Genomic DNA, 21,010 nt, shown 5'->3' on the forward strand with positions numbered 1-21,010 from the left:
TGGTGTCGTTTGCTATTGTTATTCGAATAACAAAGATAGAAAAGAATTTTAATTTACAACAATTTTGGCCGGAAAATCGAAAAATATTCTTCCTCCTTCCCGTGAGATTTTCGTATCTTTGCCGGCGTCGCGTGTCGCGAAGCTCCGTCCGGCGGGTTCCATCCGCACGGAAGAGGGGGTTCGGCGGCCCGCCTAAAACCCGGAAACATGTCGCCCGCAGCCGTCACAGCCGTAGTGCTCGCCTACATCGCCCTGCTCTTCCTCATCGCATGGCTCTCGGGGCGTCATGCCGACAACGCAGGCTTCTTCACGGGCAACCGCCGCTCGTCGTGGTTCGTAACCGCCCTCTCGATGATTACGGCCGCCATGTCGGGCGTGACCTACCTCTCGGTGCCGGGGTCGGTGGCGGCCGACTCCTTCTCCTACATGCAGATGGTGCTGGGCTTCACGGTGGGGCAGCTCGTCGTCGCCTTCCTCCTTGTCCCGCTCTTCTACCGCATGCGGGTCATCTCGCTCTACCAGTACCTCGACCATCGCTTCGGCGTCACCGCGCAGCGGACCGGGGCGTGGTTCTTCTTCCTCTCGAAGATGCTCGGCGCGGCGCTGCGCCTCTACATCGTCTGCGCCGTGATGCAGCTGCTGGTCTTCGACCGCGTGGGGCTCCCCTTTGCGGCGAATGCCGTGGTGACGGTGCTCTTCGTCTGGCTCTACACGCGGCGCGGCGGCGTGAAGTCGCTCATCTGGACCGACGCCTTCAAGACGCTCTGCCTGGTGGCGAGCCTCGTGCTGACGATTCTGGCGCTGGTGCGCGGACTGGGGCTCACGACGGGCGAGGCGCTGCGCGAGGTGGCCGCGTCGGAATACGCGCGCATCTTCTTCTTCGACGACCCCTCGTCGGAGCGCTACTTCTGGAAGATGTTCGTGGCGGGCATCGTGCTGCTGGTCGCCATGACGGGGCTCGACCAGGAGATGATGCAGCGCAACCTGAGCTGCCGCACGCCGCGCGACGCGCAGAAGAACATCGTGCTGACGGCCCTCTGCCAGATTGCCGTCATCCTCCTCTTCCTGACGCTCGGCGCGCTGCTCTACCTCTACATGGCGCGGGTCGGCATGCCGCTCCCCCCGAAGAGCGACCAGGTCTTCTCGCAGGTGGCCGTCAACGGCGGCCTGCCCCTCTACGTCGGGCTGCTCTTCGTGCTGGGGATGATGGCGAGCACCTACTCGTCGGCCGGTTCCTCCCTCACGGCGCTCACCACCTCCTTCACGGTCGACCTGCTCGACGCCACGCGCCGCTGCGACGAGGCGCAGCTGACGCGGACGCGCCGACGCGTGCATGCGCTCATGGCCCTCGGCCTGACGCTGCTCGTGCTGCTGTTCGGCCGCTTCGGCAACGACAGCGTCATCAACCTCTTCTTCAAGGTGGCGGGCTATACCTACGGCCCGATTCTGGGGATGTTCCTCTTCGGCATCTGCACCCGCCGCCGCATCGACGGCCGTTGGCTGCCGCTGGTGGCCGTCGCCGCACCGCTGCTGAGCGCCCTGCTGCAGTATGCCGCCGGGGAGCTCTTCGGCTATCGCATCGGATTCGAGCTGCTGCTCTACAACGCCCTGCTCACGATGGGCGGCATGTGGCTCCTGGGGCGCAAAAAACGGATACAGTCATGAAACGACACGCATACAGACATTATATGTGCATGGCGCTGCTGGCGCTGGCGCTCCTGACGGGAGCGGCCCCGGCGGCCCCGGCCCGGGCGGCCGAAATCGGCGCCGCGACGCGCCGGCAAATCGGCAGCGCGCTGACCCGCATCACGGGGCGCGAGGTGGCCGGCAGCTGGGTGCGGATTCAGCGCGTCAAGTCGTCGCGCAGCCGCGTGCAGCTCTACGCCTCGGTGGGGTTGTCGTACTATCCCTTCCGCGAGGAGAACGTGCAGGCCATCTACGACTCGGTGCGCGCGCTGCTCCCCGCATCCTTCCGCAAGGCGCGCATCGAACTCTATACCGACGGGCGGCTCATCGAGGAGCTCATCCCGCTGGCCTGCCGCACCGTGCAGCCCCGGCGCCGGCGCGACCGTGTGGTCCCCTTCGTCAACCCTTCGGCGCGGCCGCTCGTCTCGCCGCTCGACCGCAGAACCCCCTCGGCGGGGCTCGCCGGACGTCACATCGCCCTCTGGCAGAGCCACGGCCGCTACTTCGACCAGCGCGAGGGGCGCTGGCGCTGGCAGCGGGCCCGCTTCTGGCAGACGTGCGAGGACCTCTATACGCAGAGCTACGTGCTGCCCTTCCTGGTCCCCATGCTCGAAAATGCGGGGGCGTGCGTCCTGCTGCCCCGCGAGCGGGACTGGCAGAGCCACGAGGTGCTGGCCGACAACGACGCCGCCGAGAGCTACCGCGAGGAGAACGGCGACGCCGGATGGTCGGGAGGCGATGTGGGCTTTGCACACCGCCAGCAGGTCTACCTGACGGGCGAGAACCCCTTCCTGCAGGGCACGACGCGCCACGTGCGGAGCATCACGACCGGGGCCGAGAGCCGCGCCGTGTGGCGGGTCGACATCCCCGAACGCGGGGAGTATGCCCTCTACGTGAGCTACGACTCGACGCCGGGGAGCGTCGACGACGCCCTCTATACGGTCCGCCACCTGGGCGGCGAGAGCCGCTTTGCCGTCAACCAGACGATGGGGGGCGGGACGTGGGTCTACCTCGGGCGCTTCCTTTTCGATGCGGGTGAGCAGGAGGCCGTCGTGCTTTCGAACCGTTCGCGGCGCGCCGGAGGCATCGTCTCGGCCGATGCCGTGAAAATCGGCGGCGGCTACGGCAACGTCGCCCGCGCGGCGGCCGATACGCTGGCCCGTCCGGGTGGTCTCTACCGCGCCGAGACGAGCGGCATGCCCCGCTTCTGCGAGGGGGCGCGCTACTGGCTGCAGTGGGCCGGCTTCGACGAGTCGGTCTATACGCCCAAGGGCGACCGCGACGACTACAAGGACGACTTCATGTCGCGCGCACTGTGGGTCAATGCCCTCATGGGGGGCTCCGAGCGGCTGCGTGACTCGGCCGGACTGGGCATTCCGCTCGACCTGGCGCTGGCGTTCCACTCCGACTCGGGGGTGCGCGACGGCGACGAGACGATTGGCACGCTCGGAATCTTCTTCACGCGCGACAAGAACGGCCGCTTCGAGGGGGGCGCCGACCGCTACCGCTCGCGCGATTTGACCGACCTGGTGATGACGCAGGTGGTCGGCGACATCCGCCGCACGTGCGAACCCGAGTGGCGCCGCCGCGGGCTGTGGAACCGCTCCTACTACGAAGCACGGGTGCCCAACGTGCCGACCATGCTGCTCGAACTGCTCTCCCACCAGAACTTCGCCGACATGCGCTACGGCAACGACCCGCGCTTCAAGTTCCTCGTGAGCCGGGCCGTCTATAAGGGTATCCTCAAGCACGTTGCGGCGCAGTACGGACGGCCGTACGTCGTGCAGCCGCTCCCCGTCTCGTCGTTCGCCGTGCGGCTGGGCGACGGGGACCAAGTCGAGCTCTCGTGGCTCCCGACCGTCGATTCGCTCGAGCCGACGGCCGCACCTTCGGGCTACATGGTCTACACGCGCCGCGGCGACGAAGGCTTCGACAACGGCCGCTACACGGCCGAGCCCCGCTTCGTGACGGAGCAGGAGCCCGACGTGCTCTACAGCTACCGCATCACGGCGCTCAACGACGGCGGCGAAAGCTTCCCGAGCGAGACGCTGGCCGCCTGCCGCGCCTCGGAGGAGCGGGGGCGGGTGCTGGTGGTGAACGGCTTCGACCGCGTGAGCGCGCCGCTGAGCATGCGCAGCGACTCGACCGCCGGATTCTATCCCCGCCTCGACGCGGGGGTTCCCTACCTGCAGGAGAGCTCGTTCGTCGGCGAGCAGTATGTCTACGACCTGGCCGAGGCGCGCAACAGCGACGAGACGAAGGCCCTCGGCGCCTGCCGCAGCGACGGCGAGGCGGAGGTCGTGGCCGGCAATACGTTCGACTATGCCAGCATGCACGGGCGTGCGATTGCCCGCGCGGGTTACTCCTTCTGCTCGGCCTCGGCCGCCGCGGTCGAGCGGAGCGGCATCGACCCGGAGGCCTGCGACGCGGTCGACCTGATTCTGGGCAAGCAGCGCTCGACGCTGCTTGGCCGGGGTACGGTCGGTTATACGTTCAAGACCTTCACGACTGACATGCAGCGTGTTTTGGCCGATTACCTCGAGTGCGGCGGCAGCCTCTTCGTCTCGGGCAGCTACGTCGCCTCGGACCTTACGACGGGACCCGAAGCCGGCGAGACGGAGCGGGCCTTCGTGCGCGAGGTGCTCCACTGCGCACTGGAGCAGGAGCAGACCGCCCGTCGGGGCGATGTACGCGTCGTGGCCCCCACGCTCTTTTCGCGCGGGGAGTATGAGTTCCGCACCCGCCCGTCGCGCAGCTGCTACGGCGTCGAGACCGCCGATGCCCTGCGACCCGTGGGAGAGCGGTCGTTTGCCGTGATGCGCTACGGCGATTCGGGCCGTACGGCCGCCGTGGCCAACGACGGCAGCCGGCGCACCTTCGTGGCGGGATTCCCCTTCGAGACGATTCGTTCGGAGGAGCAGCGCGAGCGGCTGATGGGCGACGTGCTGCGCTTTCTGACGCAGGGACGCAGGGATGAAGCTGCGGAGTAGATAAACGATGCAACATATTGTGTAAAAACTATAAAAACAAACAATCATGTCACTCGAAAAAGAGATTTCCACCGGAATCATGGAGGCCATGAAGGCCAAGAATCCCGTGCGCCTGAGCGCACTGCGCAACGTCAAGAAGTACATCATCGAGGCCAAGACGGCGGGTCCCGAAATCGCCGAGCTACCCGATGCCGACGTGATTAAAATCATCTCCAAGCTGGCCAAGCAGGGGAGCGATTCGGCGGCCATCTATGCCGAGCAGCACCGTCAGGACCTGGCCGACGAGGAGCTGGCGCAGGTTGCCGTGCTGCAGGAGTTCCTGCCCAAGCAGCTGACGGCCGAGGAGCTGACCGAGGCCGTGCGGGCGATTATCGCCGAGGTGGGCGCCACCTCGATGAAGGAGATGGGCAAGGTGATGGGCGTCGCCTCGAAGCGGCTGGCCGGCCAGGCCGACGGCAAGGAGATTTCGGCCAAGGTCAAGGAGCTGCTCTCGTAGGGCGGCCAGTGCTGCCCGGCGGCGGTCGGAGCTGCCCGGAATAGCCCGGCGGCGGTCCGGGTCTCGTCGTGAGATGGCCGGTATTGCCGTTTGGCGGCCGGCGCACCAGTTGACGGTTCTCCCGCCGGAGAGGCTCCGATGCCCTCCGCCCGGCCATTTCGCCTGTTGATGACGCTCCGCAGCACCCCGCCCAGCCAGCTCAACCGCCGGGTTCAATAAATAGGTTAAAGCACAAGGAATCATGAACGTACTGGAATCCCTGCACCGCAACGTCAAGACCATCGCCATGCCTTCGGCCATGGTGGTCGGGGCGCTGCTGTGCCGTCCCGTTTCGGCGCTCGAGGCCGCATCGCACCAGATGATTACCCCGACGCTCATCTTCCTGATGCTCTTCGTCACCTTCTGCCGCGTGACCCCCAAGCAGATGCATCTGAGCATGCTCCACCTCTGGCTGCTGCTCTTCCAGGTGGTCGCGAGCGTGGCGGTCTACCTGCTGCTCGAGCCGCTGAACGGCATCGTGGCCCAGGGGGCGATGATTTGCGTGCTGGCGCCCATCGCCATGGCCGCCGTGGTCATCGGCGGCATGCTGGGGGCCAACGTCGCAACGATGACCACCTACAGCCTGCTCTGCAACATGGTCATCGCACTGGTGGCGCCCGTCGTCATCGCCCTGACCGGGAGCGGCCACTGCTCCTTCGTCGAGATTCTTTCGCGCGTGGCACCGCTGCTCATCATGCCCTTCGCCGCGGCGCAGTGCTGCCGCTTCCTCTTCCACCGCGCCTCGCGGTGGATTGCCGACCACAGCCAGATTTCCTTCTACATGTGGCTGTTGTCGCTTGTCGTCATCATCGGACGCACGACGGCCTTCATCATCGACCTGCGCGACGTCTCGCCGGGCATCGAGCTCTGGCTGGCCTTCGCGGCGCTGGTCATCTGTCTGGTGCAGTTCAAAATCGGCCGCATGCTGGGTCGCCGCTACGGCGATGCGGTGGCGGGCGGCCAGTCGCTCGGCCAGAAGAATACGGTGCTGGCCGTCTGGATGGCGCAGTCGTTCCTCAATCCGATTTCGTCGATTGCCCCGACGGCCTACATCGTTTGGCAGAACTTCGTGAACTCCTATCAGATTTACCGCCGGGACCGCGAGCGTCGCAGACAGCAGGCGTGACGCTTCCGGCGCGGGATACGGAAAGCGGGCGTCAGGATGCCGTAAGACACCTTGACGCCCGCTTTGTGTCGGGTGGGGGGCTTGGGGGATGGTGGGGGCTCTTCTCGGAGCCGTTCGCCGGGCCCGGCTTCTCCGGCGGGTCAGAAAAGAAGCGAGTGGGCGGCCAGGAACGTGTAGAACGTCTGGCGGTAGCTCTCCGAGACGGGCAGGTACTCCTTGCCGATGACAACCCGGTTGCGCTCGATGGCCTGCATCTTCGACGGCTGGATGATGTACGACCGGTGAATCCGCACGAAGCGGTCCGGAGGCAGCTGCTCCTCGAGCGCCTTGAGGTTCATGAGCGAGAGAATGGGACCGGGCTGGTTGTCGACGTGGATTTTGACGTAGTCCTTCAGCCCCTCGATGTAGGTGATGCGCTCCAGTTCGATTTGCTGCAGCCGGTACTCGGTCCGCACGAAGATGCTCTGCGGCTCCTTCCCGGCCGGAGGAAGCGCCTCGGCGCGCCGCTTCATCTCGAACCAGCCGAGCGCCTTGTCGGCCGCCTCCAGAAAGTCGGCGTAGCTGATGGGCTTGAGCAGGTAGTCGAGGGCCCGCACGCGGAACCCCTCGACGGCATACTGGGTGAAGGCCGTGGTGAAAATCACGCGGGTCTCCTCGGGCAGCATGCGCGAGAGCTCCATGCCGTTGAGCCCCGGCATCTGGATGTCGCAGAAGAGCAGGTCGACGGGTGCCTCGCGCAGCGCCTCGCAGGCCGCAACGCCGCTCCCGAACGAGGCCTTCAGTTCGAGAAACGGCGTCTTGCGCACGTAGGATTCCATCAACTCGACGGCCAGCGGCTCGTCGTCGATTATGGCACAGGACAGTTTCATGGTTCGTCGAATTTGATGCAGAGCAGCGCCCGGTAGTCGGTCTCGCCTGCGGGGCCGTATTCGAGGATGTAGCGGCCGGGGTATATCATGTCGAGCCGCCTGGTCAGATTGCTCAGCCCGATGCCCGAGCCGCTGCGGTCGGAGTCGCTCTTGGGGAAGCGGCTGTTCTTGATGCTGCAAATCAGCTGCCCCTCCAGTTCGTGGATGTCGATGGTGATGTAGGAGGGCTTTTCGTTGCTCACGCCGTGCTTGAAGGCGTTCTCGACCAGCGAGATGAAGAGCAGCGGCGCAATCGGGGTCGACGAGGGAGCGTCGGGCAGCGAGACAAAGAGCCGCACGTGGCGCGGCAGGCGAATGCGCATCAGCTCGATGTAGTCGCGCAGGAAGTCAATCTCGGCCGCGAGCGGGACGGTGGCGCGGCTGCTGTCGTAGAGCACGTAGCGCAGCATGCGGCTCAGGTCGTGGACGGCCTGCTGGGCACGGGTCGTGTCGAGCTGGATGAGCGAGTAGATGTTGTTGAGCGTGTTGAAGAGGAAGTGGGGGTTCAACTGGCTCTTGAGGTTCTGCAGCTCGGCCTCGGTGTGGCTGTGCTCCAGCTCCTTGCGGGCCGCCTCGGCGCGGTACCAGCCGCCCGTCATCCGGATGGCGACCCCCACGCCGACAACCAGCGCGTAGAGCGTGGCGTTGCCCAGGAAGAAGCGCACGCCGTCCTGCCACGGACGGTCGGCGGGCGGGTGGTGCCCCGGGTCGGGCGGCAGCACGTAGCGGAAGAGCAGGTGGACGCTCACCATGACCAGCAGGATGAGCAGCAGGTTCGAGAGGGCGAAGCGGCCGCCGCGCCGGGTGGTGAGGTAGCGGTCGATGAGCACGAAGTAGTTCGTGTAGAAGACCAGCATGAACGAGAGCGGCACCAGCAGGAAGCGAACGTATTGCGGACCGGTCATGAGCGGGCGGTCCGGACCGGTGAAGAAGAGCGGCATCCCGAAGATGACGGCCCAGGCGGTCAGGTGGATGAGCCATGCGGCGTATTTCGACTGTACGGCGTTCATGGTATGCAAAGATAACCTTTTTCGGGAATTATTCATAGCGGATGGCCTCGATGGGGTCGAGCATGGCCGCCTTCTGTGCGGGGTACCAGCCGAAGAAGACCCCCGTGAGCGTGCAGACGGCGAACGAGAGGAAGACGCTCCACGGCTGGATGTAAATCGGGAACGAGGCCACAACCTTCACCACCACGGCGGCGCCGATGCCCAGCAGCACGCCGATGAGGCCGCCCGTGACGCTGATGAGGATGGATTCGATGAGGAACTGTGCCAGAATGTCGCGCCCCTTGGCGCCAATCGACATGCGGAGTCCGATTTCGCGCGTGCGCTCGGTGACCGACATGTACATGATGTTCATGATGCCGATGCCGCCCACGAGCAGCGAGATGCCGGCCACGGCGGCCAGCAGCATGGTCATCATGTCGGTCGTCGAGGTGAGCATCGACGAGAGCTCCTGCTGCGAGCGGATGGTGAAGTCCTCCTCGTCGCCCTCCTTCAGCTTGTGGTTGGTGCGCAGGATGGCGGAGATTTCGTCGATGGCCTCCTCGGTGTAGGCCTCGCTCAGCGCCGAGCAGACAATCTCCTGAAGGTGGGTGATGGCCAGGATGCGCTTCTGGACGGTGGTGTAGGGGGCGAGAATCAGGTCGTCCTGGTCCATGCCCATGCTGTTGTAGCCCTTGCTTTCGAGTACGCCGACGATGCGCAGCGGAATGGTCCCGAAGCGAATCATACGCCCTACGGGGTTCGTGCCGTCGGGGAAGAGCTCGTCGACCACCGTCTGGCCCACCAGGCAGACCTTCGCCGCGGTGCGGATGTCCTGCTCGGAGAAGGTGTCGCCGTCGGCGATGCGGTAGCGGCGGATTTCCAGATAGTCGGTGTTGACGCCGTAGATGGTCGTCGGGGTGTTGTTCGCCCCGACGATGGCCTGTCCCGCGCTGTTGACCGAGGGCGAGACGTAGGTGACGAAGCGCGTGTTGTTGCGGATATCCTCCAGGTCCTTCAGCTTGAGCGACTCCATGTCGTCGGCGTCGAGCCGCACGCCGCCGCGCATGTCGCCGCCCGGGTGAATCATAATCATGTTGGAGCCCATCTCGCTGATTTCGGCCTGGATGCTCCGCTTCGACCCCTGGCCGATGGCCAGCATCGTGATGACCGACGCCACGCCGATGATGATGCCCAGCATGGTGAGGAATCCGCGCAGCTTGTTGTTGCACAGCGCCTTGAAGGCGATTTTGAAAAGGTTCGCAAAGTTCATGGCTCAATCGTCGTTTTTGGGCAGCCGCGCCAGCGCCTCGGCTGCGCTCAGAATCCGGTCGTTGCGCACGTCGCCCGTGATGCGGCCGTCGCGCAGCGTGATGTTGCGGCTGCTGTAGCGCGCGATGTCGGGGTTGTGCGTTACGAAGATGATGGTGCGGCCGGCGGCATGGAGCTGCTGGAAGAGCACCAGCACCTCGAAGCTGGTGCGCGTGTCGAGGTTGCCCGTCGCCTCGTCGGCGAGGATGACCGCCGGGTTGTTGACCAGCGCCCGGGCGATGGCCACGCGCTGCATCTGGCCGCCCGACATCTGATTGCTGCGGTGGAGCAGCCGGTCGCCGAGCCCCACTGCCCGCAGCGCCTCGACCGAACGGCGGTAGCGCTCGGCGGCCGAACACGTGGGGTTGTACATGAGCGGCAGCTCGACGTTCTCGATGGCCGTCGTCTTGGGCAGCAGGTTGTAGTTCTGGAAGACGAAGCCGATTTTGCGGTTGCGGAGCGTCGCCCGCTGGTTCTTGTCCATCGTGCGCACGGCCACGCCGTCGAGGTAGTATTCGCCCGACGTCGGGGTGTCGAGGCATCCGAGCGTATTGAGCAGCGTCGACTTGCCGGAGCCCGAGGTGCCCATGATGGTGACGAATTCGCCTTCGAGGATGGTGAACGAGACGTCGCGCAGGGCGTGCACCACCTCGTCGCCGACGTGGAAGTCGCGGCGTATGTGCTCCAGACGGATGACCTCCTTGTTGCTGGTTTCCATATTCTTCGTTTTATTCATGTCAGGCGGCCGGGAGGTGCGGCGGGCCTCCTTTCCGGGGCCCTCCGCCACGTCCCGTGCGGCCGCTACCGGGCCTGTTGCTTTTTCCCCTTGTCGCCGCCCGGAGGCGAGGGTATGAAGGGACTACGCTCGACCGAGGCTGCCGCCGGCTCTTCGGATGCGGCGCTCAGCCCGATGGCGACCACCTCGCCGTCGGCAAGTCCCTCGGTAATTTCGGTCAGCTCGCCACTTGATGCGCCGGCGCTCACAGTACGCGGCACCAGCGTATCCCCGTTTTTTACCCACAACTCGCGCTTGCCCGTCTGGGCGGGGGCGCTCTGCCCGTCGACGGTGATACCGATGCGCGACAGCAGCTCGGCGTCGGGCACGAAGCGCAGCGCCTTGGTCGGAACGGCCAGCGCATGCTCCTTCTCGAGCGTATAGATGGTGACGTTGGCCGTCAGACCCGGTTTGAGTTTCAAGTCGGGGTTGTAGGCCGAGATGACCACCTCGTAGGTGACCACGCTCGACTCGGTCGTCGCCTCAAGCCGCACCTGCTGCACCGTCCCCTCGAAGGTGTCGTCGGGGTAGGCGTCGACGGTGAACTCGACCCGCTGGCCATCCTTCACCTGGCCGATGTCGGCCTCGTCGACGTCGGCGATGACGCGCATCTGCGTCAGGTCGTTGGCGATGGTGAAGAGGGTAGGCGTCTCGAAGCCGGCGGCCACGGTCTGCCCCTCCTCGACGGCCCGGCTGATGACCACGCCGTCGATGGGCGAGGTGATGGTGGCGTAGTCGAGGTTCTGCTTCACCTGCACGATGGCGGCCTTGGCCTGTTCGTAGGCGTTGCGCGCCTTCTCGTAGAGGTAGAGGGCCTCGTCGTACTCGGCGTCGCTGACCAGCTGCTTTTCGTGGAGCGTGCGCGTGCGGGTGTAGTTCTTCATCTGGTACTCGTACTCGGTCTTGCAGCTCGCCAGCTCGGCCTGCGACTGCTCCAACTGGGCCTGCAGTGTCACCTTGTCCATCTCGGCGATGAGCTGTCCGGCCTTCACCACGTCGTTGTAGTCGACATAGAGCCGGTCGATGATGCCCGAAACCTGGGTACCCACCTCGACCTCGGTGACCGGCTCGACCGTACCGGTGGCCATCACCGAGTTGCGAATCGTGATGCGGCTGGTTGCGGCCGTCTGCAGCGTGATGTCGTCCGTGCGGGGCGAGCGCAGCCAGAGCCACGCTCCGCAGACGACCGCCACGGCGGCCAGCGCCGCAAGAAGCGTCTTTTTCCGTTTCATGTTCATGGTCTTATCGTTCGTTTTGTCAATATTCGGCGTTGGTACCCCGTCCCTGGTAGATGTTGAGCAGCTCGATGTTGAGCAGCGACATGTACTTGGCCTGCAGCACCTCCTGGCGGGCGGCCGTCAGCTCGTTCTGGGCCGTCAGCAGCTCGACGGTGTTCTTCATCCCGACGGCGAACTGCTCGCTCGTCAGCTCGTAGCTGCGCCGGGCGTACTGCTGCTTCTCGACGGCCGCGACGTATTGCGACTGGGCCGACAGGGCGTCGAGGTAGGCCCCCTCGACCTCCTCGAGCAGCGTCTTCTTCAGGTCGAGCCACGTGAGCCGCATGTTGGCGGCCGTCAGCCGCGCCTTGTTGGTGGCCGTGCGGTTCCGGCGGTTGGAGAAGATGGGGATGCTGAGCGTTAGGCCGACGTTTTCGTTGAAGCGGTTCCAGATTTGGGTGCCGCTCTCGAAGCTGCCGCCCGACATGTGGCCCGTTCCGATGTCGGCCGTCAGCGCCAGCGTCGGCAGGAAGCCCGCCCGGACCTCGCGCACCTCGAGCTCGGCCGCCTCGACGGCCAGTTCGCCGCGGGCGATTTCGGGCATGCTCTCCAGTGCCGTGGCGTAGATGTCGGTCTTGGCGGGCAGTTGGGCAAGGATCGCCTCCTGGCCGACCTCCGGCTCGGCGAGGGTCATCTCGTCGGTGATGCCCAGTTCGAGCAGCTGCTTGAGCCGGAGTTTGTAGCTGTCGAGCGTCGAGCGGGCCACGACGACCTGGTATTCGTCGCTTGCATACTGGCTCTCGAGCTGTGCGAAGTCGACGCGGCTGATGGAGCCGGCCTGCCACATCGCCTCGGCACGGTCGCGCTGCGCCTTCGAGGCGTCGGCCGTGCTGCGGTTGACCGTCACCGCCTCGGCGGCATAGAGGCACTGCATGTAGGCCTGCACGATGGCGATGCGGATGTCGTTGGCCGCCTCGTCGACCGAGAGTTCGTCGATGCGGTTCTGCAGCTGCTGCCGCTTGACGGCCGTGCGCAGCCGGCCGCCGTTGTAGAGCGTCATGCCGGCCTCGAGGCCGTAGGTGCCCGTATAGCTGGTGCGGTCGACGGCGTTCGACGAGGGGTAGTTGGTCACGCTCTGCGAGGTGGAGGCGGTCAGCGAGGGGAAGAGTGCCGCCCGGGCCTCCTTCGTATCCTCGACGCCCGAGAGGTAGTCGTTGCGGCTCTGCTGCAGCTGGATGTTGTGCTCGAGCGCATAGTTCAGACAGTCGTTCAGCGTCCAGACCCGCAGGGAGTCGGACTCCGCAGCCGCCCGTCCGAGGGCGAGCGTTGCGAGGAGGGTGCATATCAGCGTGCGCTTCATGGTCGTTCGTTTTGCCGCAAAGCTACCCGAAGGTGCACACGCGTGCAAATACAATAGACCGGAAGGGCGAATCCCTCGACCAACGGGCTGTTTTGTCCGACGAAAATTCCGCGCCGGAGGGCCCTCCCTGCGCCTCCGGGCCCCGTTCCGCGTCAGCCGTTCATGCCCCTCGTCCGTTTTTCCTCTCCTTGAGCGACGGGTACAAAAAAGAGCGCCTCCCCGGGGTGGGGAAGGCGCTCCTGTGTTTCGGGCCGCGACTTTTCGGGCGGCGTGTTGCCGTGGGCGGCTGCTTTCCGGACGCTGTCTTATGGCAGGCGGCGGATGATGCCGGTAGTTGCTGCGGTGGCGTTGGCTGCCGGCGGTTGCCGCGGGGGAGCTACTTGCGGAAGATGAAGTAGACGGCCATAATCAGGCAGATGAAGCCTGCCAGATGGTTCCAGCGCAGCGTGTCCGACTTCATGAAGACCAGCGCGAAGACGGTGAAGACCGAGAGCGACACCACCTCCTGGATGACCTTGAGCTGCCAGAGCGTGAAGGGGCCTCCGAACTGGGCGCTTCCGATGCGGTTGGCAGGGACCTGGAAGCAGTACTCAAAGAGGGCTATTCCCCAGCTGATGAGGACGATGGCCACCAGCCCGAAGCGCTCGAGCTTCGACTTGAAGGCGATGTGCCCGTACCAGGCCAGGGTCATGAATGCATTCGATACGACGAGCAACCCGACGGTTGCGACGGCTTTCCACATGGTTATTCGAGTATTTGATGGATGTTCGTGATGTCCCGGAAGTCGGTGACGATGCGGTAGAGACCCTCGGCCTTCTCGAGCTGCTCGCGGGGCAGGGTGGTGGCCAGCGCCACGATGCGGCCGATGCCGGCGCGGCGGGCCGCCTCGATGCCGGCCGGGGCATCCTCGAAGACCAGACACGCGGCGGGGTCGAGTCCGAGTGCGGCGGCGGCCGTTTGGTAGATTTCGGGGTCGGGCTTGCAGCGGGTCACCATGTCGCCGCAGATGCGCGCCTCGAAGAAGTCGCCGATGCGGCATGCGTCGAGGACGAAGTCGACGTTGGCGCGGCAGCCCGACGACCCCACGGCGCAGCGGATGCCCGCCGCGCGCAGCTGGCCGAGCGTCTCGACCAGACCCGGCGTGGGTTGGATTTCGGGAGCGTAGATTTCGCGGTAGATGGCCTCCTTCTCGTCGGCCAGCGCCGCGAGGCCCCGCGTGCGAATCAGCTCCTCGGGCAGAATGAGCCGCATGATGTCGTCGTTGCCCATGCCGTAGGCGTTGCCGAGCTTCGATTGCCAGTCGCGGACCCCGTAGCGGTCGCAGAAGATTTCGAAGGCCCGGATGTGGACCGGCGTGTTGTTGACCAGCACGCCGTCCATGTCGAAAATGGCTCCCTGTATCATCGTCTTCGGAAATTTTCCGCAAAGGTAGTCAATTCCCCGGGACGGCGGATGGGCGGCGGGTCAGAATTTGAGGTTGAGACTCAGGTTGACGGCGAAGTTCTGGATGTTCTGCCCCTCGACGGGCGAGCGGTGGGTGAGCCGCCAGATGCAGTCGATGCGCAGCAGGCGGAAGATGTTCTCGATGCCGAAGCCCGCCTCGATATAGGGCTCGGTGACCGACGACATGCCGCGCGGGAAGAGCAGCACGGCCTGCGTGGCGGGCAGACTGCCGTTGTTCTCGTCGCGGAGCGAGCCCCAGACCCCCTTGCAGACCAGCACCTCGCGCCACTTGAGCCGCTTGAGCAGCGGAATGCGCCCCAGCAGGTAGCCGTTGAAGTGGTGCTCGTAGAAGAACGCGAGCCACGTGTCCGACGCGAACTCGTAGTAGTTCATGCACGAGAAGGCGTAGGCGTCGTAGAAGTAGGTGCCGTTGCCCTCGTGCAGCTTGAGCAGCGGATAGGGAACCTTGCCGAAGATGCGGCCCCCCTCGACCGTGATGCGCGAGTAGCCGATGGGCGGCAGGTCGAGCTTGTAGTGAAGACGCCCCTCGAGACGGTAGAAATTGTAGTCGTTGTGCATGAGCCCCTTCACTCCGGCTGTGAAGCCGACCGCGAGAATCGGGTAGCGCGAGCCCAGATACTGCTTGTCAAAGGCCGTGCGGTAGATTTTCTCGTGGTACGAGAAGCGCATGCCCACATGGAACGCCGTGCTCGAAATCGAGCCGACGGCGCTGCCGTCGGGGCGCAGCAGCGGCACGTAGCGGTTGCCGTAGACCCGCTGGAGGCGGGCGCCGAGCGTGTTGCTCAGTCCGTGTATCCATTCGTGCTCGTAGAGCGCCTCGGCGCGGTTGACCATCGAGAGGCGCTTGTCCCCGCGTGAGAAAATCGAGCTGAGCAGGTTGTTGTCCGCCAGCGCGTTCTGTCCGGCACCCAGCTGCCGCACGTCGTGCGAGGCCGTGAGCGAGAGCTTGCGCGTAAGCCGCCGGTTGAAGGAGAGCTCCACGCCTCCGCCCCCCTTGACATCCTCGTCGCGGGTACCGTAGGCGACGTAGGCCGAGAGGCGGATGCGGCGGCTCACCTCCGTCGTCGTGCGGCCGCCCAGCTGCATGCGGAACCCTTCGAGGCGGTTGAAGCTCACCATCTTGTAGTAGGGGCCGATGCCGATGTACTTCGTGTTGTAGTAGCCGCCGATGATGGTGTTGAGAATCGTGTAGATGTTGCGGTAGAGCGGCGCCTTCTGAATCGAGTCGACCATGGCGTAGATGCCCCGCTCCTGGTCGCTCAGCCGGTAGGGGCGCGCCTCCTCCCAGAAGCGCTCGTCGCGCGAGCCGGCCTCGTCGTCAGCGATGACCACGTCGTTGTCCATGCTCAGCACCTCCCGGGGGATGGGCGCACCGATGCGGATGTCGGAGTAGGCCACCTCGCGCGTGCCGATGAAGGAGACGAGCTTCGAGGAGTCGGCCTGCGTGACCGAGAACTCGGCCGAGACCTTGTCCCGCTTGCGGAACCAGACCCCCTCGTCGAGCAGCTGGTTCTCGTTTTCGAGCAGCAGGTGGTTTATCCAGTTGACGTTGACCCCCTTGGGCATGCGGGCCGAGGCCGATTGCAGCGCATAGGTGGCCGAGTCGATGTTCACCTCGCCGTCGAGCACGGCCGTCGAGAGGCGCTTGGGGTGGAAGCGGATTTTGTAGGTCTTGCGGCCGTCGACCTCGAGGCTGTCAACCAGGAAGTAGTTGTAGAACGACTCGCCCATCGAGGAGAGGGGGCTGGCGAAGCGGACGTTGAACAGCGCGATGAAGTTGTCGTAGAAGTTGATGTCGCCCTGCAGTTGGCCGGTGAACTGGGCGACGGTGAAGCTGTCCTCGACGCCCGAGACGCGGCTGCCCCGAATCACCTCGCGGCTGAGTGCGGGCTGGCGGCTGTGGTAGTAGTCGGCCACCGCCTCCGATATCATGGCCGGCAGGTAGGGCTGCCCGGTGAGGGCCGAGGTGTCGATGTGGTCGAAGATGAAGCCGAAGTTCTTCTGCATGCGCCGGTTCCGGAAGTGCGGCTTGATGTTGGTCAGGTCGAGCTCCATTTTGGTGTAGGTGGCGCAGCTGTAACGCTCATACTCAGCGGGATTGTTGCGTGAGCGGTTGCGAATGACCCCCTTGAGAATCGGCAGCGCCGGGTTCTCGCCCGGGGTGATGACCACGTTGTCGATGCCGAACTGCGCCGCCTCGAGCGCGAAGTCGACCTGGTTGTACTGCCTCGGGGTGACGGGCTGCGTGCGGCTGACGTAGCCCACCATCGAGGCCTCGACGCGGCTCACCGTGTCGCGCGTCTCGAGCGAGTAGATGCCCTGCTTGTCGGTGGTGATGCCCACGGTGGTGCCCGGAAAGACAACGCTGACGAACTGCAGCGGTTCCCCCGTAGCGGCGTCGGTCACCTGGCCGCGAACCCGGGTGCTCTGGGCGTGGAGTTCGCGGCAGCCGAGCAGACCGGCCATCAGGACGATGAGTCCGATGAGGTATGAGGTTCGGCATCTCAGCATATAAATACAAAGATACAAAAAGGAACGAAACGACAAAAAATAAACTACCTTTGCGGCGAATTTCGTAGATTAACGGAACAACGACTGTTTTATACTGTTTTTGAGAGATGGGACACTCCAAGGTTGAAAAGACCAATGCCGCCCGGCTGCTCGACCGGGCCAAAATCGCCTACGAACTGGTTCCCTACGCGGTGGACGAGGAGCATCTGGCCGCCACGCACGTGGCCGAACAGCTGGGCGAGGATATCGCCTGCGTCTTCAAGACGCTGGTGCTGAAGGGCGACCGCACGGGATACTTCGTGTGCGTCGTGCCGGGCGACCACGAGGTCGACCTCAAGGCTGCGGCCCGCGTCTCGGGCAACAAGAAGGTTGACCTGATTCCGGTCAAGGAGCTGCTTCCCGTGACGGGATACATCCGGGGCGGCTGCTCGCCCGTGGGGATGAAGAAGGCCTTCCCGACCTACATCCACTCCACGGTCCTCGACCACCCCTTCATCTACATCAGCGCCGGCGTGCGGGGGCTCCAGCTCAAGGTCGCCCCGGCGGAGCTCATCGCCTACGTCCGTGCGACCGTGGCCGAACTGAGCCATCCGGCATAGCGCACCTCACGCGGTGCTTGAGTTCGCGGAAGACTCAAGCTTTGCATGAGCACACTGGCTGCAATCCGCTTGCAGCAAACGAGAAAGAGCATCCTCTTCCTTCCTGTGCGGGAGTGCGGAGGATGCGTCTTTTTACGGGTCATCCGCTCCGAAGAGCGCCGTCCCGGGCGGCGTTATGGCTGCATGCGCTCCGCGCGGAATCGGTAAATGGGGTATGTAAATCCGGAATCGGGTTAGGCGCTCTTTGTGCGCGGCGGTGTATCTTTGTATCGTAAAAAATGAATGCAACGATGAAAACGGATTACGAAGAGCTCCGCATCGACTGTGCCCATCAGAGCGCCGAGGAGCTGGCGCTGGCACGCGAGCAGGCGCAGCTGCTCTTTCGGTTCAACCAGACGATGCCGATGACCGAAGAGTACGACCAACTCATGCACCGACTCTTTCCCCGCATGGGCGAGGGGAGCGTCGTGCGTACGCCGCTGACGGTGGTGCGGCCCCACTGCGTGACGATTGGCCGCCGGGTGACGGTCATGAACGGTGCGCTGATGATGGCCGCCGGCGGCATCACCATCGACGACGACGTGCAGATTGCCGCCAACGCGCAGCTGGTCTCGAACAACCATGACCTGGTCGACCGGATGGTCATCACCTGCCGTCCGGTCCACATCTGCCGCCGCGTCTGGATTGGCGCCGGGGCGACGATTCTGCCCGGCGTGACCGTCGGTGAGAACAGCGTGGTGGGGGCCGGAAGCGTCGTGACGCACGACGTCGAGCCCAATACGATTGTGGCAGGCAACCCCGCCCGGCTTATCCGCCGCCTGAGCGACGAGGAGATTGCCGGCGCCGCAGCCCTTGCCGGGCGCACCGAGTAAATGATGCCGGCTGCGCACGGTGCCGCTGTCTCTGACGGGTGCCGGTGTCGGCCGGAAATACCTCCGTCTATAACCAAACCGATTATATCATGAAAGCCAAAACCCTCTCCACGCTTGCCATGCTCCTCTTCGCGGGAGCGCAGGCTTCGGGGCAGAGCGCCCCGGCACACGGCGGCGCCTCGCCGCGTACGCTCGTCGTCTACTTCTCGGCGACGGGAACAACGGCCGCTGCGGCCCGCAACATCGCGGCCGCCACGGGCGGCACCCTCTGCGAGATTGTGCCCGAGAAGCCCTACACGTCGGCCGACCTGAACTGGCGCGATGACCGTTCGCGCAGCTTCCGGGAGATGAACGACGCCGAGGCGCGCCCCGCGATTCGTCCCGCAGGGGTGCGTGTCGAGGAGTACGACGTCGTCTTTCTGGGCTATCCCGTCTGGTGGAACCTCGCGCCGCGGGTCGTCAACAGCTTCATCGAGCAGCACGACCTGAGCGGCAAGCGCATCATCCCCTTCGCTACCTCGGGAAGCAGCAGCATCGCGGGCAGTGTCGCCGCCCTGCGGCGCAGCTATCCCGAGCTGGAGTGGTCGGCCGGGCGGCTGCTCAACGGCATGAGCCGCGAAGCCGTCGCCGACTGGGCACGCAGCGCCGCGGCCGGACGCAACTGACCCGCACTGCGCGGCGCAACGGACGTCCCGTGCCGTGCTGCCGTTCTGCTTCCGCCCCGCGACGCGCACTGTTGTGCCGCTGACACGCGGCATGCAGCCATGCAGCGGGCGTGGCCGAAGGCGCCCCTCCCCGTCACTTTGTCGCCTTGACCACGAGCAGTTCCCTCCAGTCGGTCGTATAGCGGGGCGAGAGGTGCTCGCGGTTCATGCGGAAGGGCTCGGTGCCCTGTGCCGCAACGACGAGCCTTCCCTTGCCGCAGCTCTTGTTGACCGCATCGAGGACCTTCATCAGCCGTGCGTGTTTCTCGTGCTCGGCCGGTGTGAAGAGAGAACCCTGAAGTTCGGAAGCCGGCGTAATCTGCGCGAGCAGCACGCCGGCCTTTTTGTATCCGTACCCCGGCTGGAAAATCTGCCGCAGGGCGATGCGGGCCTGCCGCACCAGCTCGAGCGAGCTGTCGGTCGGGTCGGGGATGAGCGACAGCCCCGTCACGCAGCGCTGGGGCTGCTCCTCGCGGTGGCGGTTGGTGAGCAGGTAGCACTGCACCTCGCGGCAGACCGAGTGCTCGGCGCGCAACTTCTCGGCGCACATCGAGGCGAACTCGGCCACGATGCGCTCCAGCTCTTCGAGCGTGTGGATTTCGCGGGGAAAGCTGCGCGAGACGGTAATCTGCTGCTTGCGCTGGGGCATCTGCTCGAAGGAGATGCACTCGACTCCCCGCAGCTCATTCCAGGTGCGCAGCCCCGTGATGCCCATGCGTGCGCGGACCCACTCCTGCGGCAGCTCGACGAACTGACGGGCCGTGACGAGCCCCATGCGGTCGAACATCCGCCCGTAGCGGCGCCCGATGCCCCAGACATCCCGCAGCGGGAAGCAGCCCAGCACCTTGTCGATATCCTCCGCGCGGTGCATGTAGCAACATCCCTCGAGCCGCGGGTACTGCTTGGCCAGCTTCGAGGCGATTTTGGCCAGCGTCTTGGTCGGGGCGATGCCGATGCTGACCGGGATGCCCGTGTTGCGGCGGATGGTGCGCCCGATGCTGCGGCCCAGCTCGTCGAAGGGGCCGTCGACGCCCCGCAGGTCGAAGAAGGCCTCGTCAATCGAGTAGACCTCGATGCCGGGAACCAGCGCGCGCAGCGTCGCCATCACCCGCCGCGACATGTCGCCGTAGAGGGCGAAGTTGGCCGAGAAGACTGCCACCTGCCCCCGCTCGATGAGCGGCCGCACCTGGTAGAAGGGCTGCCCCATGCCGATGCCGAGGGCTTTGGCCTCGTTCGAGCGGGCGATGATGCAGCCGTCGTTGTTCGAGAGCACCACGACGGGGCGTCCCACGAGGTCGGGCCGGAAGACCCGCTCGCAGGAGGCATAGAAGTTGTTGCAGTCGCAGAGTCCGTACATTGCAGCGGTTATTTGAAGCTCTTGATGACGTGGCGGACAACGCCCCAGATGAGGAATTCGTTGCCGGCGTCGACCCGGAGCGGGCGGTATTTCGGGTTCGAAGGCATGAGCCATGCGCACCCCTTTTCGAGCCGCACGCGCTTGACTGTGAATTCACCGTCGACGTAGCAGACGGCAATGCAGCCGTCGTAGGGGTCGACCGCCCGGTCGACGATGAGCAGGTCGCCGTCGCCGATGCCGTCGCCGGCCATGCTGTCGCCCGCCACGCGCACGAAGAAGGTCGACGCGGGGTTGTGGACCAGCTCGCGGTTCAGGTCGAGCGGAGTGTCGAGGAAGTCGTCGGCCGGCGAGGGAAAGCCCGCCCGAACGGTGCTGCCCGCCACGGGAAGCTCCTGCCGCGTGGTGAGGTCGGGAGCGTGGAAGGTCAAGGTCTTGTCTCTCTTTTCGTTCATCTCTTATTCTGCATCACGTTTGTCTTTTTTATCTTTTCTCTTTCTGCGGCTCTCCTTCGGTTTTTTGCGCTTTGCCGTGTTCTCTCGCCTCTTTTCCGCGCTTTTGCCGACTCAGCCTCCTCCTTTGCCCCTTTCGGCCGCCTCCTCAGCACCTTTT

General features: G+C 65.0%; 18 protein-coding genes. 7 read left to right on the top strand and 11 right to left on the bottom strand.

Annotated elements, in window-relative coordinates:
• Nucleotides 1-207: 207 nt before the first annotated feature.
• From C8267_RS00525 to C8267_RS00540, 4 genes are all read left to right on the top strand, one after another.
• Nucleotides 208-1,665 (top strand): sodium:solute symporter, encoded by a 1,458-nt coding sequence (locus C8267_RS00525; RefSeq protein WP_106633277.1) that lies wholly within the window; start codon nucleotides 208-210, stop codon nucleotides 1,663-1,665.
• A complete protein-coding gene (locus C8267_RS00530; RefSeq protein WP_234025639.1) occupies nucleotides 1,662-4,676 on the top strand; it encodes a golvesin C-terminal-like domain-containing protein in 3,015 nt (1,004 codons plus the stop codon). The genes C8267_RS00525 and C8267_RS00530 overlap by 4 nt, the downstream gene beginning before the upstream one ends.
• Before the next feature lie 46 nt (nucleotides 4,677-4,722).
• The gene (locus C8267_RS00535) at nucleotides 4,723-5,172 is read left to right on the top strand and encodes a GatB/YqeY domain-containing protein (protein WP_087360569.1); all 450 of its coding nucleotides are present in this window, start codon (nucleotides 4,723-4,725) and stop codon (nucleotides 5,170-5,172) included.
• 241 nt (nucleotides 5,173-5,413) lie between these two features.
• Nucleotides 5,414-6,337 (top strand): transporter, encoded by a 924-nt coding sequence (locus C8267_RS00540; RefSeq protein ID WP_106633278.1) that lies wholly within the window; start codon nucleotides 5,414-5,416, stop codon nucleotides 6,335-6,337.
• A 140-nt stretch (nucleotides 6,338-6,477) separates the two neighbouring features.
• On the opposite strand, the gene C8267_RS00545 is transcribed toward C8267_RS00540, so the two are convergent.
• The 9 genes from C8267_RS00545 to C8267_RS00585 form a co-directional block, all read right to left on the bottom strand.
• Nucleotides 6,478-7,206: a LytR/AlgR family response regulator transcription factor gene (locus tag C8267_RS00545; protein WP_106633279.1), complete on the bottom strand. Its 729-nt coding sequence runs from the start codon at nucleotides 7,204-7,206 to the stop codon at nucleotides 6,478-6,480.
• Entirely contained in the window at nucleotides 7,203-8,255 is a 1,053-nt protein-coding gene (locus tag C8267_RS00550) for a sensor histidine kinase (protein ID WP_106633280.1), read from the bottom strand. The genes C8267_RS00545 and C8267_RS00550 overlap by 4 nt, the downstream gene beginning before the upstream one ends.
• Nucleotides 8,256-8,283: 28 nt before the next feature.
• The gene (locus C8267_RS00555; RefSeq protein ID WP_106633281.1) at nucleotides 8,284-9,504 is read right to left on the bottom strand and encodes an ABC transporter permease; all 1,221 of its coding nucleotides are present in this window, start codon (nucleotides 9,502-9,504) and stop codon (nucleotides 8,284-8,286) included.
• A gap of 3 nt (nucleotides 9,505-9,507) precedes the next feature.
• Nucleotides 9,508-10,260, bottom strand: a complete 753-nt coding sequence (locus tag C8267_RS00560) for an ABC transporter ATP-binding protein (RefSeq protein WP_106633282.1) — start codon at nucleotides 10,258-10,260, stop codon at nucleotides 9,508-9,510.
• Between the two features lie 83 nt (nucleotides 10,261-10,343).
• A complete protein-coding gene (locus C8267_RS00565; protein WP_106633708.1) occupies nucleotides 10,344-11,549 on the bottom strand; it encodes an efflux RND transporter periplasmic adaptor subunit in 1,206 nt (401 codons plus the stop codon).
• Between the two features lie 25 nt (nucleotides 11,550-11,574).
• Entirely contained in the window at nucleotides 11,575-12,894 is a 1,320-nt protein-coding gene (locus tag C8267_RS00570) for a TolC family protein (RefSeq protein ID WP_106633283.1), read from the bottom strand.
• 376 nt (nucleotides 12,895-13,270) lie between these two features.
• Nucleotides 13,271-13,636: a DMT family protein gene (locus C8267_RS00575; RefSeq protein WP_087360549.1), complete on the bottom strand. Its 366-nt coding sequence runs from the start codon at nucleotides 13,634-13,636 to the stop codon at nucleotides 13,271-13,273.
• Between the two features lie 2 nt (nucleotides 13,637-13,638).
• Nucleotides 13,639-14,298, bottom strand: coding sequence for an HAD family hydrolase (locus C8267_RS00580; RefSeq protein ID WP_087360546.1), 660 nt, complete (start codon nucleotides 14,296-14,298; stop codon nucleotides 13,639-13,641).
• Between the two features lie 60 nt (nucleotides 14,299-14,358).
• On the bottom strand, nucleotides 14,359-16,869 hold the full coding sequence (locus C8267_RS00585; protein ID WP_106633709.1) for a DUF5686 and carboxypeptidase-like regulatory domain-containing protein: 2,511 nt from the start codon (nucleotides 16,867-16,869) through the stop codon (nucleotides 14,359-14,361).
• A gap of 107 nt (nucleotides 16,870-16,976) precedes the next feature.
• On the opposite strand from C8267_RS00585, the gene ybaK reads away from it, so the two are divergent.
• The 3 genes from ybaK (at nucleotide 16,977) to C8267_RS00600 (ending at nucleotide 19,005) form a co-directional block, all read left to right on the top strand.
• Nucleotides 16,977-17,468, top strand: a complete 492-nt coding sequence (gene ybaK / locus C8267_RS00590) for a Cys-tRNA(Pro) deacylase (protein ID WP_106633284.1) — start codon at nucleotides 16,977-16,979, stop codon at nucleotides 17,466-17,468.
• A 290-nt stretch (nucleotides 17,469-17,758) separates the two neighbouring features.
• Complete coding sequence (locus C8267_RS00595) at nucleotides 17,759-18,340, top strand: acyltransferase (RefSeq protein ID WP_106633285.1); 582 nt, start codon at nucleotides 17,759-17,761, stop codon at nucleotides 18,338-18,340.
• 89 nt (nucleotides 18,341-18,429) lie between these two features.
• Nucleotides 18,430-19,005 carry a flavodoxin gene (locus C8267_RS00600; RefSeq protein WP_106633286.1) on the top strand — a complete coding sequence of 192 codons (576 nt, stop codon included), beginning with the start codon at nucleotides 18,430-18,432 and terminating at the stop codon, nucleotides 19,003-19,005.
• A 133-nt stretch (nucleotides 19,006-19,138) separates the two neighbouring features.
• On the opposite strand, the gene C8267_RS00605 is transcribed toward C8267_RS00600, so the two are convergent.
• Together C8267_RS00605 and C8267_RS00610 are read right to left on the bottom strand one after the other, a co-directional pair.
• Nucleotides 19,139-20,401: a Y-family DNA polymerase gene (locus C8267_RS00605; protein ID WP_106633287.1), complete on the bottom strand. Its 1,263-nt coding sequence runs from the start codon at nucleotides 20,399-20,401 to the stop codon at nucleotides 19,139-19,141.
• Between the two features lie 8 nt (nucleotides 20,402-20,409).
• Nucleotides 20,410-20,853: a LexA family protein gene (locus tag C8267_RS00610; protein ID WP_106633288.1), complete on the bottom strand. Its 444-nt coding sequence runs from the start codon at nucleotides 20,851-20,853 to the stop codon at nucleotides 20,410-20,412.
• Between the last annotated feature and the right edge of the window lie 157 nt (nucleotides 20,854-21,010).

The sequence above is a fragment of the Alistipes sp. Marseille-P5061 genome (assembly GCF_900290115.1).
Taxonomy (GTDB): domain Bacteria; phylum Bacteroidota; class Bacteroidia; order Bacteroidales; family Rikenellaceae; genus Alistipes; species Alistipes excrementigallinarum.

Excerpts from the sequence above, each read along its gene's own strand:
- C8267_RS00585 (WP_106633709.1), bottom strand. The coding sequence starts at position 16,869 with ATGCTGAGATGCCGAACCTCATACCTCATCGGACTCATCGTCCTGATG.
- C8267_RS00610 (WP_106633288.1), bottom strand. The coding sequence starts at position 20,853 with ATGAACGAAAAGAGAGACAAGACCTTGACCTTCCACGCTCCCGACCTC.
- C8267_RS00575 (WP_087360549.1), bottom strand. The coding sequence starts at position 13,636 with ATGTGGAAAGCCGTCGCAACCGTCGGGTTGCTCGTCGTATCGAATGCA.
- ybaK (WP_106633284.1), top strand. The coding sequence starts at position 16,977 with ATGGGACACTCCAAGGTTGAAAAGACCAATGCCGCCCGGCTGCTCGAC.
- C8267_RS00600 (WP_106633286.1), top strand. The coding sequence starts at position 18,430 with ATGAAAGCCAAAACCCTCTCCACGCTTGCCATGCTCCTCTTCGCGGGA.
- C8267_RS00535 (WP_087360569.1), top strand. The coding sequence starts at position 4,723 with ATGTCACTCGAAAAAGAGATTTCCACCGGAATCATGGAGGCCATGAAG.
- C8267_RS00560 (WP_106633282.1), bottom strand. The coding sequence starts at position 10,260 with ATGGAAACCAGCAACAAGGAGGTCATCCGTCTGGAGCACATACGCCGC.
- C8267_RS00550 (WP_106633280.1), bottom strand. The coding sequence starts at position 8,255 with ATGAACGCCGTACAGTCGAAATACGCCGCATGGCTCATCCACCTGACC.
- C8267_RS00570 (WP_106633283.1), bottom strand. The coding sequence starts at position 12,894 with ATGAAGCGCACGCTGATATGCACCCTCCTCGCAACGCTCGCCCTCGGA.
- C8267_RS00595 (WP_106633285.1), top strand. The coding sequence starts at position 17,759 with ATGAAAACGGATTACGAAGAGCTCCGCATCGACTGTGCCCATCAGAGC.
- C8267_RS00545 (WP_106633279.1), bottom strand. The coding sequence starts at position 7,206 with ATGAAACTGTCCTGTGCCATAATCGACGACGAGCCGCTGGCCGTCGAG.
- C8267_RS00555 (WP_106633281.1), bottom strand. The coding sequence starts at position 9,504 with ATGAACTTTGCGAACCTTTTCAAAATCGCCTTCAAGGCGCTGTGCAAC.
- C8267_RS00525 (WP_106633277.1), top strand. The coding sequence starts at position 208 with ATGTCGCCCGCAGCCGTCACAGCCGTAGTGCTCGCCTACATCGCCCTG.
- C8267_RS00580 (WP_087360546.1), bottom strand. The coding sequence starts at position 14,298 with ATGATACAGGGAGCCATTTTCGACATGGACGGCGTGCTGGTCAACAAC.
- C8267_RS00540 (WP_106633278.1), top strand. The coding sequence starts at position 5,414 with ATGAACGTACTGGAATCCCTGCACCGCAACGTCAAGACCATCGCCATG.
- C8267_RS00565 (WP_106633708.1), bottom strand. The coding sequence starts at position 11,549 with ATGAAACGGAAAAAGACGCTTCTTGCGGCGCTGGCCGCCGTGGCGGTC.
- C8267_RS00530 (WP_234025639.1), top strand. The coding sequence starts at position 1,662 with ATGAAACGACACGCATACAGACATTATATGTGCATGGCGCTGCTGGCG.
- C8267_RS00605 (WP_106633287.1), bottom strand. The coding sequence starts at position 20,401 with ATGTACGGACTCTGCGACTGCAACAACTTCTATGCCTCCTGCGAGCGG.